Source organism: Polynucleobacter sp. es-GGE-1 (assembly GCF_018882005.1).
Lineage (GTDB): Bacteria > Pseudomonadota > Gammaproteobacteria > Burkholderiales > Burkholderiaceae > Polynucleobacter.
The window spans coordinates 91438-105812 of record NZ_JACVPE010000003.1 but is presented as its reverse complement, the minus strand read 5'-3'; the positions used below and the strand labels follow the sequence as shown (position 1 = coordinate 105812).

The 14375-nt window shown below is 45.6% G+C and carries 13 protein-coding genes; 5 read left to right on the top strand and 8 right to left on the bottom strand.

The window, feature by feature from the left end; all coding sequences use genetic code 11:
• The first annotated feature begins 25 nt into the window (after positions 1-25).
• Entirely contained in the window at positions 26-982 is a 957-nt protein-coding gene (gene trxB, locus ICN35_RS02610; protein WP_216124041.1) for a thioredoxin-disulfide reductase, read from the top strand.
• A 95-nt stretch (positions 983-1077) separates the two neighbouring features.
• On the opposite strand, the gene ICN35_RS02605 is transcribed toward trxB, so the two are convergent.
• Entirely contained in the window at positions 1078-3138 is a 2061-nt protein-coding gene (locus ICN35_RS02605) for a sodium-translocating pyrophosphatase (protein WP_216124040.1), read from the bottom strand.
• A gap of 171 nt (positions 3139-3309) precedes the next feature.
• On the opposite strand from ICN35_RS02605, the gene ppa reads away from it, so the two are divergent.
• The 3 genes from ppa (at position 3310) to ICN35_RS02590 (ending at position 5918) form a co-directional block, all read left to right on the top strand.
• Positions 3310-3846: an inorganic diphosphatase gene (gene ppa / locus ICN35_RS02600; RefSeq protein WP_215296658.1), complete on the top strand. Its 537-nt coding sequence runs from the start codon at positions 3310-3312 to the stop codon at positions 3844-3846.
• Positions 3847-3889: 43 nt separating this feature from the next.
• A complete protein-coding gene (locus tag ICN35_RS02595) occupies positions 3890-5509 on the top strand; it encodes an NAD+ synthase (protein ID WP_216124039.1) in 1620 nt (539 codons plus the stop codon).
• A 70-nt stretch (positions 5510-5579) separates the two neighbouring features.
• Complete coding sequence (locus tag ICN35_RS02590; protein ID WP_215296656.1) at positions 5580-5918, top strand: P-II family nitrogen regulator; 339 nt, start codon at positions 5580-5582, stop codon at positions 5916-5918.
• A gap of 44 nt (positions 5919-5962) precedes the next feature.
• Here ICN35_RS02590 and ICN35_RS02585 read toward each other — a convergent pair whose 3' ends face one another.
• Positions 5963-6958 (bottom strand): RodZ family helix-turn-helix domain-containing protein, encoded by a 996-nt coding sequence (locus ICN35_RS02585; protein WP_216124037.1) that lies wholly within the window; start codon positions 6956-6958, stop codon positions 5963-5965.
• A 292-nt stretch (positions 6959-7250) separates the two neighbouring features.
• Here ICN35_RS02585 and ilvD point away from each other — a divergent pair, with 292 nt between their 5' ends.
• Positions 7251-8945 (top strand): dihydroxy-acid dehydratase, encoded by a 1695-nt coding sequence (gene ilvD / locus ICN35_RS02580; protein WP_216124035.1) that lies wholly within the window; start codon positions 7251-7253, stop codon positions 8943-8945.
• 78 nt (positions 8946-9023) lie between these two features.
• Here ilvD and ICN35_RS02575 read toward each other — a convergent pair whose 3' ends face one another.
• From ICN35_RS02575 to ICN35_RS02550, 6 genes are all read right to left on the bottom strand, one after another.
• A complete protein-coding gene (locus tag ICN35_RS02575) occupies positions 9024-9482 on the bottom strand; it encodes a copper chaperone PCu(A)C (protein WP_216124033.1) in 459 nt (152 codons plus the stop codon).
• A 39-nt stretch (positions 9483-9521) separates the two neighbouring features.
• Positions 9522-9956, bottom strand: coding sequence for a DUF2244 domain-containing protein (locus tag ICN35_RS02570; protein WP_216124032.1), 435 nt, complete (start codon positions 9954-9956; stop codon positions 9522-9524).
• A 39-nt stretch (positions 9957-9995) separates the two neighbouring features.
• Positions 9996-10523: a thioredoxin-like domain-containing protein gene (locus ICN35_RS02565; protein WP_216124031.1), complete on the bottom strand. Its 528-nt coding sequence runs from the start codon at positions 10521-10523 to the stop codon at positions 9996-9998.
• Complete coding sequence (locus ICN35_RS02560; RefSeq protein ID WP_216124030.1) at positions 10469-11719, bottom strand: sialidase family protein; 1251 nt, start codon at positions 11717-11719, stop codon at positions 10469-10471. Before ICN35_RS02560 ends, ICN35_RS02565 begins: the two co-directional genes overlap by 55 nt.
• A gap of 2 nt (positions 11720-11721) precedes the next feature.
• Positions 11722-13830: a TonB-dependent receptor gene (locus ICN35_RS02555; protein WP_216124029.1), complete on the bottom strand. Its 2109-nt coding sequence runs from the start codon at positions 13828-13830 to the stop codon at positions 11722-11724.
• Positions 13831-13939: 109 nt separating this feature from the next.
• The gene (locus ICN35_RS02550; protein WP_216124027.1) at positions 13940-14311 is read right to left on the bottom strand and encodes a DUF2946 domain-containing protein; all 372 of its coding nucleotides are present in this window, start codon (positions 14309-14311) and stop codon (positions 13940-13942) included.
• Positions 14312-14375 lie beyond the last annotated feature (64 nt).

Below are 14375 nucleotides of genomic sequence, written 5' to 3'. Positions count from 1 at the left end.
AAACAAGCAAACCTATAATTTGGGTATGACTACAAATACCCCAAAACACTCAAAAGTTCTCATCCTCGGATCTGGTCCTGCCGGCTATACCGCTGCAGTCTATGCCGCCCGAGCCAATTTACAGCCTACCCTCATTACTGGCTTGGCTCAAGGGGGTCAATTAATGACCACCACTGACGTTGAAAACTGGCCCGCCGACCCAGAAGGCGTGCAAGGCCCAGAGCTCATGGACCGCTTTTTGAAGCATGCGGAGCATTTCAATACCGAGATCATTTTTGACCACATTCATACAGCGGCTCTCAAAGAGAAGCCGATTCGCTTAGTGGGTGACTCTGGAACCTATACCTGTGATGCTTTGATTATTAGCACCGGTGCTTCCGCTCAATACATTGGCCTTCCAAGTGAAGAAGCGTTTATGGGGCGCGGCGTATCTGGTTGTGCAACTTGCGATGGGTTTTTCTATCGCAATCAAGATGTATGCGTGGTAGGTGGTGGCAATACTGCGGTGGAAGAAGCGCTCTATCTCACAGGTATTGCCAAAAAAGTGACCGTGATTCACCGTCGCGATAAATTCCGTGCCGAACCTATTTTGAATGATCGCTTGATGGCCAAAGTTGCCGAAGGCAAGGTAGAGCTGAAATTGAATGCCACACTAGATGAAGTGCTCGGTGATGAAAAAGGCGTGACTGGTGTGCGCATCAAGAAACAAGATGGCGGCACGGAAGATATCGCCGTTACTGGTGCATTTATCGCGATTGGTCACAAACCCAACACGGAACTCTTTATTGATCAGTTAGAGATGAATAATGGTTATATCAAAACTCACTCAGGATTGGAGGGCAATGCGACAGCTACCAATATTCCTGGTGTGTTTGCTGCTGGTGATGTTCAAGACCACATCTACCGTCAAGCGATTACTAGTGCCGGCACCGGTTGTATGGCCGCTCTAGATGCGCAACGTTACTTAGAAACTTTAGATTAGTTTTTAGAGGCTGAATAATAAAAAACGCCTAGCATTGCTAGGCGTTTTTTCTTTGATGCTTTGGCTACTAATGCATATTACTTACTAAGCATTATTTAACGTGAGATCACTGGCAAAAGTGGCACGATGAGCAATGCCACAATGTTGATAATCTTGATTAGTGGGTTGACTGCAGGACCTGCAGTGTCTTTGTAGGGGTCACCTACAGTGTCACCAGTCACAGCAGCTTTGTGAGCCTCAGAACCTTTGCCACCGAAGTTACCTTCCTCGATATATTTCTTGGCATTGTCCCAAGCGCCGCCACCAGTACACATCGAGATTGCCACGAACAAACCTGTCACGATTGTGCCCATGAGCAAGCCCCCCAATGCAGCAGGTCCTAGCAAGAGGCCAACTACGATTGGAGCAACCACTGGCAACAATGAAGGAACGATCATCTCTTTAATCGCCGCAGAAGTAAGCATGTCTACAGCCTTGCCGTACTCAGGCTTCGCGGTGCCCTCCATAATTCCTGGAATATCGCGAAATTGACGACGCACTTCCTCAACAACTGCACCAGCACAACGGCCTACTGCTTCCATCGCCATCGCCCCAAACAAGTAAGGAATCATGCCCCCAATAAAGAGACCAATGATCACCATGTGGTTTGACAGATCAAAAGAGACTTGCTGGCCGATACCTTCTAAAGCATGGGTGTAATCGGCAAAGAGGACTAATGAAGCCAAACCAGCAGAACCGATGGCGTAACCCTTAGTAACTGCTTTAGTTGTATTGCCCACTGCATCCAATGGATCAGTAATATCACGCACTGCTTGTGGCAAACCTGCCATCTCCGCAATACCACCTGCGTTATCGGTAATCGGTCCGTATGCGTCTAGTGCCACAACGATACCGGCCATCGACAACATCGAGGTAGCGGCAATCGCAATGCCATATAAACCAGCCAACCAATATGCTGCATAAATCGCTGCGCAAACAAACAAGACTGGATAAGCAGTTGACTTCATTGAGATGCCTAAGCCAGCAATGATGTTTGTGCCATGACCTTTAGTCGATGCTTCAGCAATATGCTGTACTGGCTTGAACTGAGTACCAGTGTAGTACTCGGTAATCCATACCAAAGCAGCAGTAAGCAAGAGGCCAACGATAGTTGCACCAAATAAACGCCACTGACTACCTGGAATACCCAGCGCATCATCTGGCATGATAAAGTTGGTGACAAAGTAGAAGGCAACCAGTGATAAGCCGCCCGCAATGATCAGACCTTTATACAAAGCAGGCATCACATTCTTCATGCCAGGGGTTGCTTTAACAAACGAACAGCCAACGATCGAAGCAATAATCGATACGCCACCTAGCACCAATGGATAGATGATGGCTGCTACGGGAGCACCAGCGACCATCAATGAACCCAGCACCATGGTTGCAATCAATGTCACAGCATACGTTTCAAACAAGTCAGCAGCCATACCAGCACAGTCGCCAACGTTATCGCCCACGTTATCGGCAATCACTGCTGGATTACGTGGATCATCTTCCGGAATACCTGCTTCTACTTTACCTACCAAGTCAGCACCAACATCTGCACCTTTAGTAAAGATCCCGCCACCTAAACGTGCAAAGATCGAAATCAATGAAGAGCCAAATGCCAAGCCAATGAGGGGATGCAATACTGCAGAGAGGTCTTGTCCTGCGCCTATGGAAACGAGGAACATGAAGAACAGACCAACCCCCAAGAGTCCAAGACCCACTACCAACATACCGGTAATCGCGCCACCCTTAAAGGCAACGTTGAGAGCTTCATTCATACCCTTGGTTGCTGCCTCAGCAGTGCGTACGTTTGCACGAACTGACACATTCATACCAATGAAACCACATGCACCTGAGAGAACCGCGCCCACGACAAAGCCAATCGCTGTCGCAAAATCCAAAAAGAGCGCCATCAGAATGGTGAGAATCACTCCAACGATCGCAATCGTTTTATATTGGCGTGATAAGTAGGCCGCCGCACCCTGCTGGATCGCTTCCGCAATCTCTTGCATTTTGGCGTTGCCCGTACTTTGCTTCAAAATCCAGCCGCGCATCACAAAACCGTAAATCACGGCTATGACTCCGCATACCAAGGCAAAATACAAGCCTAAAGTGACATTACTCATGCTTGAACTCCCTAAATTTAATCTTTATTGTTTTTTACTACTTGCGCTTAGGTCGACCCGGTTTCTGAAAGCTTTAAACTATGTCTTTAAGCCGTAACAGTATGTAACAGAATCACCCCTGCGCCCCCTCCACAGGATCAGGGTATTTACTAATCATTATTCGGAGTATTTATGAGTCTCGACAACGTCAAGCCAGGTAAAAAGATCCCTGAAAGCTTCAACGTCATTATTGAAATCCCCATGAATGCGGATCCAATCAAATATGAAGTTGACAAGGAAAGTGGCGCCATTTTCGTTGACCGTTTTATGGGTACTGCCATGCACTATCCCTGCAATTATGGCTACATCAATAAAACCATTGCTGGCGATGGTGACCCTGTTGACGTTCTCGTAATTACTCCATTTCCACTGATTCCGGGCGTCGTGGTTGCTTGCCGCGCACTTGGTGTTTTGCAAATGGAAGATGAAGGCGGGCAAGACGCTAAATTGTTGGCCGTCCCAGAAGATAAGATTTTGCCAATCTACACACACTGGCAAAAACCAGAAGATATCAACCCATTGCGCTTAAACCAAATTCAGCACTTCTTCGAGCACTATAAAGATCTCGAGCCAGGCAAGTGGGTGAAAGTAAAAGGCTGGGGTGGCGTTGCCGATGCTCATACAGAGATTCTTGAGGGCATCGATCGTTACAACAAAGAGCACGCTTAACTTAGTGTTGATTCAATTGATAGCAAAGGCTTTGTGATTCGGAGTGAGCGCACAGAAAATTGCCTTAGCCCAAATGAACCCACTGCTGGGTGATCTGGCTGGTAACGCGCAACTGATTCACAAAGCAGCTCAAGAGGCCTTTTCTCAAGGCGCCAAGCTTGTTGTTACTCCTGAGCTTTCTCTGACCGGCTACCCCCCAGAAGATTTATTGCTCCGGCCTGCCTTCATTGAGGCTGCGCAAAAGCAGCTTGATGCTTTGGTACAAGATCTATCCCAATATCCAGATCTGACGGTCGTAGTAGGTCACCCAAAATTAACGTCAGCAGGTCTACAAAACTATGCTTCCGTTTTACGGAACGGCAAGGTCATTGCAGGCTATGCCAAACAAGAGCTACCTAATCACGAAGTCTTTGATGAGGTGCGTTACTTTGTGCCCGGTAAGCAAGCTTGTGTATTTGACTGCGCAGGCATTCAGTATGGCCTGATTCTCTGTGAAGATGCATGGCATCCAGGGCCAGCGAAACAAGCCCATGCGGCTGGCGCACACGTTTTACTCGTTCCGAATGCATCGCCCTATCACCTGAAAAAAGAGGCGCTGCGTATCGATGTATTGCGTGCTCACATTGAGCAAACCAAAATGCCTTTAGTCTATGTCAACGCCGTTGGTGGTCAAGATGAATTGGTGTTTGACGGCGGGTCTTTTGCATTAAATAGCCATGGCGAAGTGGTCATGTCTATACCCCAGTTTGAAACTGGACTAGGTGTTGTAAATGTCACTTCCGGAGGTGAGCTCGAAAAAGGCTCAATCTCCCCACCCCAAAGTGTTGAGGCTCAGGCTTATCAAGCCTTAGTACTGGGTGTGCGCGACTATGTGAACAAGAACCGCTTTCCTGGTGTGATTATTGGCTTATCAGGCGGCGTAGATTCCGCTCTTGTATTGGCGATTGCAGTCGATGCCCTTGGTGCAGACAAAGTACGTGCTGTGATGATGGCATCACGCTATACCGCCGATATCTCTTGGATTGATGCCCGTGAATTAGCCCAGAATCTGAATGTTCAATACGATGAGATCCCAATTAGTGGTCCCGTTGACGCTCTCGAGCAAGCCTTAGCTGAGCAGTTCAAAGACATGCAGGTTGATGCCACAGAAGAAAACATTCAAGCGCGTGTGCGTGGCACGATGTTGATGGCGCTCTCGAATAAAACGGGGCGACTCGTTCTGACTACCGGTAATAAGAGTGAAATGGCAGTGGGTTATTGCACTTTGTATGGCGACATGGCTGGTGGCTTTGCAGTGATTAAAGATATTGCTAAAACTTTGGTCTATCGTTTATGCGCTTATCGCAATAGCATCGCTCCCGTCATTCCGGAGCGCATTTTGACGCGCGCTCCTTCTGCTGAATTGCGCCCAGATCAAAAAGACCAAGACAGCCTGCCAACCTACGAGGTTTTAGATGGCATCGTTGAGCGGTATATGGAGCAAAACCAATCCATTGAGCAAATCATTGCTGCCGGCTTTGATCCAGAGAGTGTTGAAAAAGTAACGCGCCTGATCAAATTAAACGAGTACAAGCGCCGCCAGGCTCCTCCAGGGGTGCGCGTGACAACGCGTGCCTTTGGCCGCGATTGGCGCTATCCGATTACTTCTCAATTTAGAGCCTAGTCTGTCAGGAAAGTCCGAATTTGGCACTTTTTTCCAGTTCTAGGTATGATTACTGCATCAGGGGGAATACATGAAACTCATTACATCAATCATTAAACCGTTCAAACTCGATGAAGTTCGTGAAGCATTGGCCGAAGTAGGAGTTACTGGCCTAACTGTGACTGAAGTCAAGGGCTTTGGCCGTCAAAAGGGTCATACCGAACTCTACCGTGGTGCTGAGTATGTGGTCGACTTTTTGCCTAAAGTAAAGGTTGAGGCTGTGGTTGCCAGTGATCGCGTTGAGGTAGCACTTGAGGCAATCACCAAAGCTGCGCGCACAGGGAAAATTGGTGACGGGAAAATTTTTGTTACCGCGGTTGAACAAGTGATTCGTATTCGTACTGGCGAAACAAACGAATCAGCGGTTTAATCAAGACTGTCGATTGACAGGCTCAGCTTAACCACTCAACAACGTTAACGTAACTGAGAATCTAATGGAGCGGAAGGCTGAATAATTTCAGCCTGCTCCAAAATAATAGTCTTGGCAGTGGGATTGGAAAGACGAACTTTCATTCCTTGGTAATACATATCTACTTGAGCTAAGCCAGAAGTTAAAACCTTTAAAGGTGGTTTTCCCAAAATACTAGCTCCCACTCCAGGCTCTAGAGTTTTGTTTTGCGTCTTGCCACTAGCGTCAACAACACAGACTGTTTGCGCAGTTTTAGATTGAAAAAATACAACATCCCCAGACTTTTTGGGCGCATCCGTTTTGTAGCTCACTACTGACGAATCTGCAGGCGGGCACTCCAAGGAAATTGCTGGAGCGGCCGCTGGTGCAGGAGGAGCAACAGCAAGCACAGTCGCAACAGGCTTTTCCTCTGGCTTGGCTTCAGCTACCGGCTCTGCAGTTGGATTTGCTGGAGCAACTTCTTCCAAAATCACAATCTCTTGCTTAACTGGCTCTGGGAAAAATAGTGGGCGTAGATTTACAACTGCAAAGATTAAAGTTACCGCGATGCCTAGAAGAATCAATAATTTTTTCTGAGGATTTTTTTCTTGGCCTGATGAATTCGATGAAATAGTGACGAGTTCTTTTATTTTCTCTAGCGGCTTAGCTGTTTCAGGCTTTACAGGTGATACTTTTTTTTCTACCGGTGGAGTGATTACAGCAGGAATTTCTTTCTTTTCTTCTGCTACCTTTTCAACTTCAGCTTTCTTCGCCATCGGCGCCTCACCAAAGTCAAAAGCATCTTCTAAATTGAGTTTTAATAATGCGGCAACTTTTTTTGCTGCAGTGACCTTAATTTGAAGACCATAGAAAGAACTGGATTCGCCATTTTCAATTTGCTCAATTTGGCGAACAGAAAGACAGGCCATAACCGATAAATCCTTAGCGCTTAAACCAAGACTCTCCCTGGCCTTAGAAAAAGCCTCTTTTCGTATCTCCGGAAGTTTTGCAGGATTGTCCATGGCGGAACTGTCTCACTATTTTTATCGTAGTAATTCTAATGCATTGATAAATATAATACTTCATTGAACATTGGCCTTACGCAGAAATATCAGCACGACATTTTTCAGCCCCTGAAAATCCGAAGGAAGCGGCTTTTCTAGTCAAACTTACCTGAGAGAACGAGGCTCGTTTTTTAGTATTGCAGTGCAACATTAAGATGGGTATGCATTACCCCTTCGTGCAGCACACCCTTTAGCCCATCTCACGGCACAATAGAGCCTTTCAAAACAAACCTTTTCTGGAGTAATAAGCATGAAACGCCTCAACGAACGCTCACGTATGGTCACCGAGGGAGTAGCTCGCGCACCTAATCGCTCGATGTATTACGCCATGGGTTATCAAGAAAAGGATTTCTCCAAGCCAATGGTTGGCGTTGCGAATGGCCACTCGACGATTACTCCTTGTAATAGTGGTCTGCAAAAATTAACTGATGCGGCTGTAACTGCACTTGAAGAAGCAGGCGCAAAAGCACAAACATTTGGTACGCCCACGGTTTCTGATGGGATTGGCATGGGCACTGAAGGCATGAAATACTCGCTCGTGTCTCGCGAAGTCATTGCTGACAGTATTGAAACTTGTGTCAATGGTTTATGGCAAGACGGTGTAGTAGTGATCGGGGGTTGCGATAAGAATATGCCCGGCGGCATGATGGCTATTGCCCGCACCAATGTTCCTGCCATTTATGTTTACGGTGGGACGATTAAGCCAGGTCACTACAAAGGCAAAGACCTCAATATCGTTTCTGCATTCGAAGCTGTTGGTGAATTTACTTCCGGCCGCATGAACGAAGAAGACCTGAAGGGTGTGGAACAACATGCCTGTCCAGGAAGCGGCTCTTGTGGCGGTATGTACACAGCCAATACGATGAGCTCCTCCTTTGAAGCCCTCGGTATGAGTCTGCCCTACTCTTCTACGATGGCCAACGAAGATGCGGAAAAAGTCGCAAGCGCCGCTGAATCTGCCCGCGTTTTAGTAGAAGCTATCAAGAACAATCTACGTCCACGCGACATCATTACCAAGAAATCGATTGAGAACGCAGTCAGCGTCATCATGGCAGTCGGCGGGTCTACCAATGCGGTATTGCATTTCCTCGCCATTACTAGTGCGGCTGAAATCGATTGGACGATTGATGACTTTGAACGTATTCGTAAGCGCGTTCCTGTCATTGTGGATATGAAACCATCCGGCACTTATTTGGCAACCGACTTGCACCAGGCTGGCGGCATTCCACAAGTAATGAAAATTTTGCTTGATGGTGGCTTGCTACATGGCGATTGCATGACCATTACTGGCAAAACGATTGCAGAAGTGTTGAAAGATATCCCTTCGGTGCCGCGTGCTGATCAAAAAGTGATTCGCGCTTTAGACAATCCTTTATACAAACAAGGCCACTTAGCCATTCTGAAGGGCAATATCTCTCCAGAGGGTTGCGTAGCCAAGATTACGGGTCTTAAGAACCCATCGATTACTGGCCCAGCGCGTGTATTTGATTCTGAAGACGATGCTATGGCAGCCATCATGGCGCAAAAGATCAAAGATGGTGACATCGTGATCATTCGCTATGAAGGCCCTAAAGGTGGCCCCGGAATGCGCGAGATGCTTTCCCCGACCTCTGCCTTGGTAGGTCAAGGCTTAGGTGAGTCTGTAGGCCTTATTACTGATGGTCGCTTCTCTGGTGGAACTTGGGGCATGGTCGTTGGTCACGTAGCTCCAGAAGCTTATGTGGGGGGCGTCATTGCCCTCATCCATGAAGGTGACTCTGTAACTATCGACGCTCACAAGCTCCTCATTCAACTCAATGTGAGTGATGAAGAGATTGCAAAACGCCGCGCAGCTTGGAAACAACCTAAGCCACGCTATACCCGTGGCCTCTTGGCAAAGTATGCAAGCCTTGCTAGCAGTGCTAGCAAAGGTGCGGTAACAGATTTGGATTTAGATCTTACTTAAGCAAACTGAATCAGCAGTCTAGTAAAAAAGCCCCTGATTTGATTCAGGGGCTTTTTAATTTCTACCACTCAGCTACTATCAATGCTTCATTGGAGCTGTAGTATTGACTGATAGCCTCACTTCGACTTCACCTGCTTTGGCAAACTTCAGTTTGACTGGAACAGTTTCACCTACAGTCAAAGGTGCTTTAATATTCATGAACATTAAATGCAGACCACCGGGTTTTAGCTCAACAGCGCCATTAGCGGGTAAAGCGATATCTTTTACTTGACGCATCCTCATCACATTGCCATCCATGGCCATCTCATGTAACTGCACTTCACCTGCAGCCGGTGAGCTAGCCGATATCAATTGATCAGCAGCCCCTTTATTTTCAATCTTCAGAAAGCCGCCAGCAACTTGTTGCCCAGGGGCAGTAGCACGGGTATAGCCATTCTCAATCTTGATAGAGCCCACTGAAGCGTTTTGCGCAATAGCAGTACCGCTTAAAGCAATTCCCATTGCCGCACACATGGTTACGAGTAATTTTGATTTCATATTGACATCCCTCTTCTTTAAAACAGTTTTAAATTTATTCTAACGATTACCTAAATGCGCTTTCAACTCCTGCTCAAAGACCTCAAACTGGTCTTGACGGACAAATAGTCCAATGGGCAGAGAATGATCTGAGCTTTTTAATGCCAAACGCCTGCCCTTAAAGCCCTCGCGTTCTAACCGAGTCCACAAGGTATTAAATACATGGGTTTTTAATTTGCCACCCCAACTTTGCTCAACAACCAAGACTTTGTCGTCAATAGAAATTTTTTCATAATCTAGCGCATGACGGGTGTAGATATAAAGAGCAAATGTTAAAGCCAAGATATCTAGGGAAGTAAAAATAATTACCATCCAAATACCAAGGGCCAAAAAGAATCCTGCAATTAAGAAAGAAAAAGCGCAGATGGACGCATAGAACCACCCCACTTGTTTGGGTGTCAATGAGCAATTTCGTTTCATTAACCAGGTACGCATATTTGCTGATGCCTAATTTCTATCGATTAGATGATTGCTCTAGACACCAGTAACCAGCTTGGACTGTAGTTGCTGAAAATTAATCAAACCTGTTTTACGGGTAGCCTTCCCATTTTTATCTATCAAGATTGTTGTTGGCGTCTCGCCATGCCACTTAGGATCGATCTCATAACGCAAGCGCTCATCAAAAGGCGCAGCGACATAATAATTATTCGCCTTATCCAAGCCCGCTTTGCTCAGCATTTTTTTCATTGCGTCTTGTGAAACATCATCAACCTGAATAAAAACTATTTTTGCATTCGGATTATTCTTCACGAACAGCCCCCACTGCGGCATCTCCTTGACACATGACGGGCAGGTAACCCCCCAAAAATGAATGGCGATGGGTGCGCCATTAGCACTCTTCACTAAATTAGACCATTCACCACTTTGATAAGGCTTCAGGGTTGCTTTATCAGCAAAGGCAAGGTTTATCGACCCAATAGCAATGATTAAGGCGAATAAATATCTTCTCATTGTTTTTGTCCAAGCTGAATCAATTGATACCCGTCGACCCTTGTCAGCCATGATAAAAATACCGTATCTCCTTGATTGATCAATAAGGGGTGGTCGCTATACCCATTTGTTTTAGAAATCATCTGTGGAGTACTCCACGTTTTACCATCATCAGTAGATTGTTTCATGTAAACCAAAGCGTGGGTTCCATCAAATTCTTTCCATACTAACCATACCTGTTGCCCCAAGGCTAAGAGATAAGGCCTAGAAACGTTCGCTCCTTCTGCTCCAATTCTGACGGGCGCAGAATAACTCAATCCTTGATTGCTAGAGTTGGCATAAAAAACACCAGAGCGCTTATTTCCCTGGGTATACCAAGCGACATGAAATTTTCCAGATCCAGAAACTGCAATTGATGGACCGTGATGCGGACAAGCATCGGTCTTCCAATCATCATCTGCGACTCGACGAATTAGCTCAGCACCTTTGGTAGCAATAACTTGGCTTGCTTGATCCCGAATACCCCCTGGGAATATAACTCGATACACAATCACGGGTTGGTTTTGTGGATCTAGACCGCTACCAATGCGACAACATTCACAACTACTCTCATTAGCAAATTGCTCAGCTTTAAATGTTTTTCCGCTATCACTTGAAAATGAATAAGCAATTGAACCGCCTAAACGTTTAGAACCACCCTGCTTGGCAGATACTACTAGGCGCTTATCTATCCAAGAAATAAAAATAGAGTCATCCGGCCTGATCAATACCGATGGGAAACGTTGACTAGAACTATCCTGAACCAAGGATACCGGAACAGTAAAAGATTTACCGCCATCAGTAGATCTAGCCGTATTAATTTGTGCATTCCAATGGGAGTCTTTGAAAAAAGCATAGGCTAAAAATATATTGTCCTGTTTATCAGCCACTATTTGGGGGCGGGCATCGCTACCAGTATCTAATGACTTACCATGCTCTACAATTTTGACAGTCGCTATCCATGTTTTTCCGAGATCAGATGACTGCCCTACTGATACAACTCCATTTGCAGTCCACGCCAGGAGTAATTTGCCATCAAGAGCGAAAAATGGAGTGGCTGCATTGGCGCACTCCAAACCAACTCCTTGGCAAGTATTGCTTATCTTTGCTGCCGCCATAGGAGATGAATAATCGATTTGGGCCTCTGCTCGACCACATACACAAAGCACCCCTATTAAGAAGGCTCTTAATGTAGTTAACCATGCCGAAAGAAAAAAATAGGATTTCATCATTAGAAGATGATACGTGCGCCAACGGTAATTGTCTGAGGCTGACCAGCAATATATTGAGAACCAGAGCCAAAGGTAATGTAATTACGATTCAACAGATTTACCGCACTTAAATAAACTGATGTATTGGGAGTCAACTCATGGTTCACCCTCGCTCCCAATACTGCATACGCCGGAATTGGCAGGGTATGGGCTGTGTCATACCAAGAATTTCCAATATAGCGCACTGAAGTCGTCAAGCTTGTTTTTGAAATGGAATAGTAAGTGATATTTGCACTTGCCATATTTCTAGGCGTGCCGGCGATCTGTACGCCCGTAGGATTTAAGGCTGTATCAATTGCCCCATAAGTAGAAGTTAACACTGCCTTAGTTAAGGTATAGCTAAGATCGGTAGCCCATTTTGAGCTGACATCCCAATGTGCCTGCATCTCCAATCCAGTACTACGAAGTGATTGATCATTGCTATACGATTTAGCGCCACTACTACATACTGGAGAACAGGTACTAGCAATTTGACTACTTGAAAGGGTGTAGGTAGCAATTGCATTAGTAACATTTGCATTAAACCCAGTAACTTGAATAAATCCTGACTTCCATCGATAGTCAGATCCAAGCTCATATCCAGTCATATTTTCTGGAGTTAAGAACGGATTATTACCAACATAGCTCGAGCCCGATCCATAACTGCGGATAGAGTTATTGAGACCAGGAGCATGAAATGCCTGATAAGCTGCAGCCCTAAAGTCCAACTCCTTAGATGCGCGGTATAACAAACCCAGATTTGGACTTAGTTTTGTTTTGGATTGATTGGGTACAGCCGTGCTGACCTGTGCGCCTCCCAGAGCTTGCGTATAGTTCGTTGGGATCTGACTAGTCCAGTTATCTACCCTAGCCGATAAAGTTACCTGCAGAGGAATGGCATTGAGATTTGATTTCACTTGACCTAAAACACCTGCAAAATTTTGGGTGCCCTGTGCAACAACCTGCGAGGTCAGCGCCCCTAATTTACTGGTTTGATAATTTGCAGCACCAGGTGAGGCATAGTTATTCTGAAAATTAGATGCCGATAACTGCTTCGCATCTACGCTCATAATCACTTGATCAATTGCCTGATCCTGAAGATTTTTTGTATATTGACCCGATCCACCAACTTGATAATAGGGATTATGAAACGTAGCATTAATATAAGGATTGCTTGAGCTCACATTTTGCTGTTGCAATGTGGTGTTCTCATAATAGGCATTTACTTGAACCTGCTCGCTAGAATTTAGTCTTGTGGTTGAGCCTCCAGAAAGCGTCATCTCGTTAGTAGATTTTCTTGCAAAACTATAACCGCCCGTTGGTAGGTTTGACATTGAATGCAGACCAAGATTAAAAAAGCTATCTGTATCTTGACTGAGCTTTGCTGACCCTTGCAATCTGTAATTTGCATTTTCAGCACTTTCATTACCCATGCCCGTCTTTAAAGCACTCTGCGAAGAAGGAGAAATGGTTGCAATATTCTGATATCCCTCGGTACTGAAATAATCAGCTGAAGCTCGCAATTTAAATGAGTCACTCATTGCCAACTCTTTTGATACTGCTACAGTTCCAGTGGCATAAGAACCAATACTTCCCGATATCTCCCCCTTATTTTCGCTAATAGGCTTGGTTGTAATATTAATCACGCCACCCATACCCATATTTCCATACAAACTAGAAACGCCACCACGGATGAATTCAACATCTTGAATGGCTGACATGGGAACTAAATTCCATTGCACAGTTCCATACATAGCATCATTGGCAGGAACACCATCAATCAAAACCAATGTTCTAGCATTTCCCAATCCACGAACGTTAATACTTTGACCAGTAGGATCTTTTTCATAAAAAGGTTGATCATTCAAAAAAACGCTTGATTGGTTCTTTAATACTTGGTCAATGGTTTGATCGGGCGAAATCTCCAACTCTTCCTTAGTCAAAACTGTGGTGTTCTGAGTCATATCACGCAGAAGGGTTCCTGATTTTGTTGCAGTAACAACCATATCAGCCAACTTTTGATCATAGTTAGGCGGCGGAGCAAACTGTGCTTGTGACTGGGCACTAATGACGATTGAAGCCAATAACATGACAATGCATGCTCTGATTTTCTTTGTGTACAACAAAGTTTACTTCTCCACACAACATGACGGCAACTTGATTGCCAACTACATAGCTAGGCTATGCCCTAAAAAGTATTTAGGCTTGTACTGGAGGTGCTGCTGAGGGAGGTGTTACCCAAACCGTGAGTGGCTTGGGTGATTGATAGAAAAGCTGAGGTAGCAACGCAACAGATGTTGGTGCTGCAAATGTGAGGCTGGTATTGAAAGCTGGGGTGATACTGTTCTGAGATACACAATATGGACAGGGCTGCGCTTGATCAGCGACCTCTTGGTCATCTGTCTGCACCTTGATTTCCATCTTGGCGCCACTAGTAGAGCAAATCTCCATCGTAAGGCCTTGACCATGCTTTGCCAGCGATACTGCTTGTGAAACGGCTGGGGCAAGTGCACTCATTGCGATTGCGCCTGCAGCAATCCAGTGAATGAGGTGGTTTTTGCGGAAATTCATGTTGGGGGGATTTTATCGGATTTATGACTTTTGCATGAAAAAAGGGGCTTGCGCCCCTTTTCTA

Excerpts from the sequence above, each read along its gene's own strand:
- ICN35_RS02575 (WP_216124033.1), bottom strand. The coding sequence starts at position 9,482 with ATGAAATCAAAATTACTCGTAACCATGTGTGCGGCAATGGGAATTGCT.
- ICN35_RS02560 (WP_216124030.1), bottom strand. The coding sequence starts at position 11,719 with ATGAAATCCTATTTTTTTCTTTCGGCATGGTTAACTACATTAAGAGCC.
- ICN35_RS02570 (WP_216124032.1), bottom strand. The coding sequence starts at position 9,956 with ATGCGTACCTGGTTAATGAAACGAAATTGCTCATTGACACCCAAACAA.
- ICN35_RS02590 (WP_215296656.1), top strand. The coding sequence starts at position 5,580 with ATGAAACTCATTACATCAATCATTAAACCGTTCAAACTCGATGAAGTT.
- ICN35_RS02565 (WP_216124031.1), bottom strand. The coding sequence starts at position 10,523 with ATGGCTGACAAGGGTCGACGGGTATCAATTGATTCAGCTTGGACAAAA.
- ICN35_RS02550 (WP_216124027.1), bottom strand. The coding sequence starts at position 14,311 with ATGAATTTCCGCAAAAACCACCTCATTCACTGGATTGCTGCAGGCGCA.
- ppa (WP_215296658.1), top strand. The coding sequence starts at position 3,310 with ATGAGTCTCGACAACGTCAAGCCAGGTAAAAAGATCCCTGAAAGCTTC.
- ilvD (WP_216124035.1), top strand. The coding sequence starts at position 7,251 with ATGAAACGCCTCAACGAACGCTCACGTATGGTCACCGAGGGAGTAGCT.
- trxB (WP_216124041.1), top strand. The coding sequence starts at position 26 with ATGACTACAAATACCCCAAAACACTCAAAAGTTCTCATCCTCGGATCT.
- ICN35_RS02605 (WP_216124040.1), bottom strand. The coding sequence starts at position 3,138 with ATGAGTAATGTCACTTTAGGCTTGTATTTTGCCTTGGTATGCGGAGTC.
- ICN35_RS02585 (WP_216124037.1), bottom strand. The coding sequence starts at position 6,958 with ATGGACAATCCTGCAAAACTTCCGGAGATACGAAAAGAGGCTTTTTCT.
- ICN35_RS02555 (WP_216124029.1), bottom strand. The coding sequence starts at position 13,830 with ATGTTATTGGCTTCAATCGTCATTAGTGCCCAGTCACAAGCACAGTTT.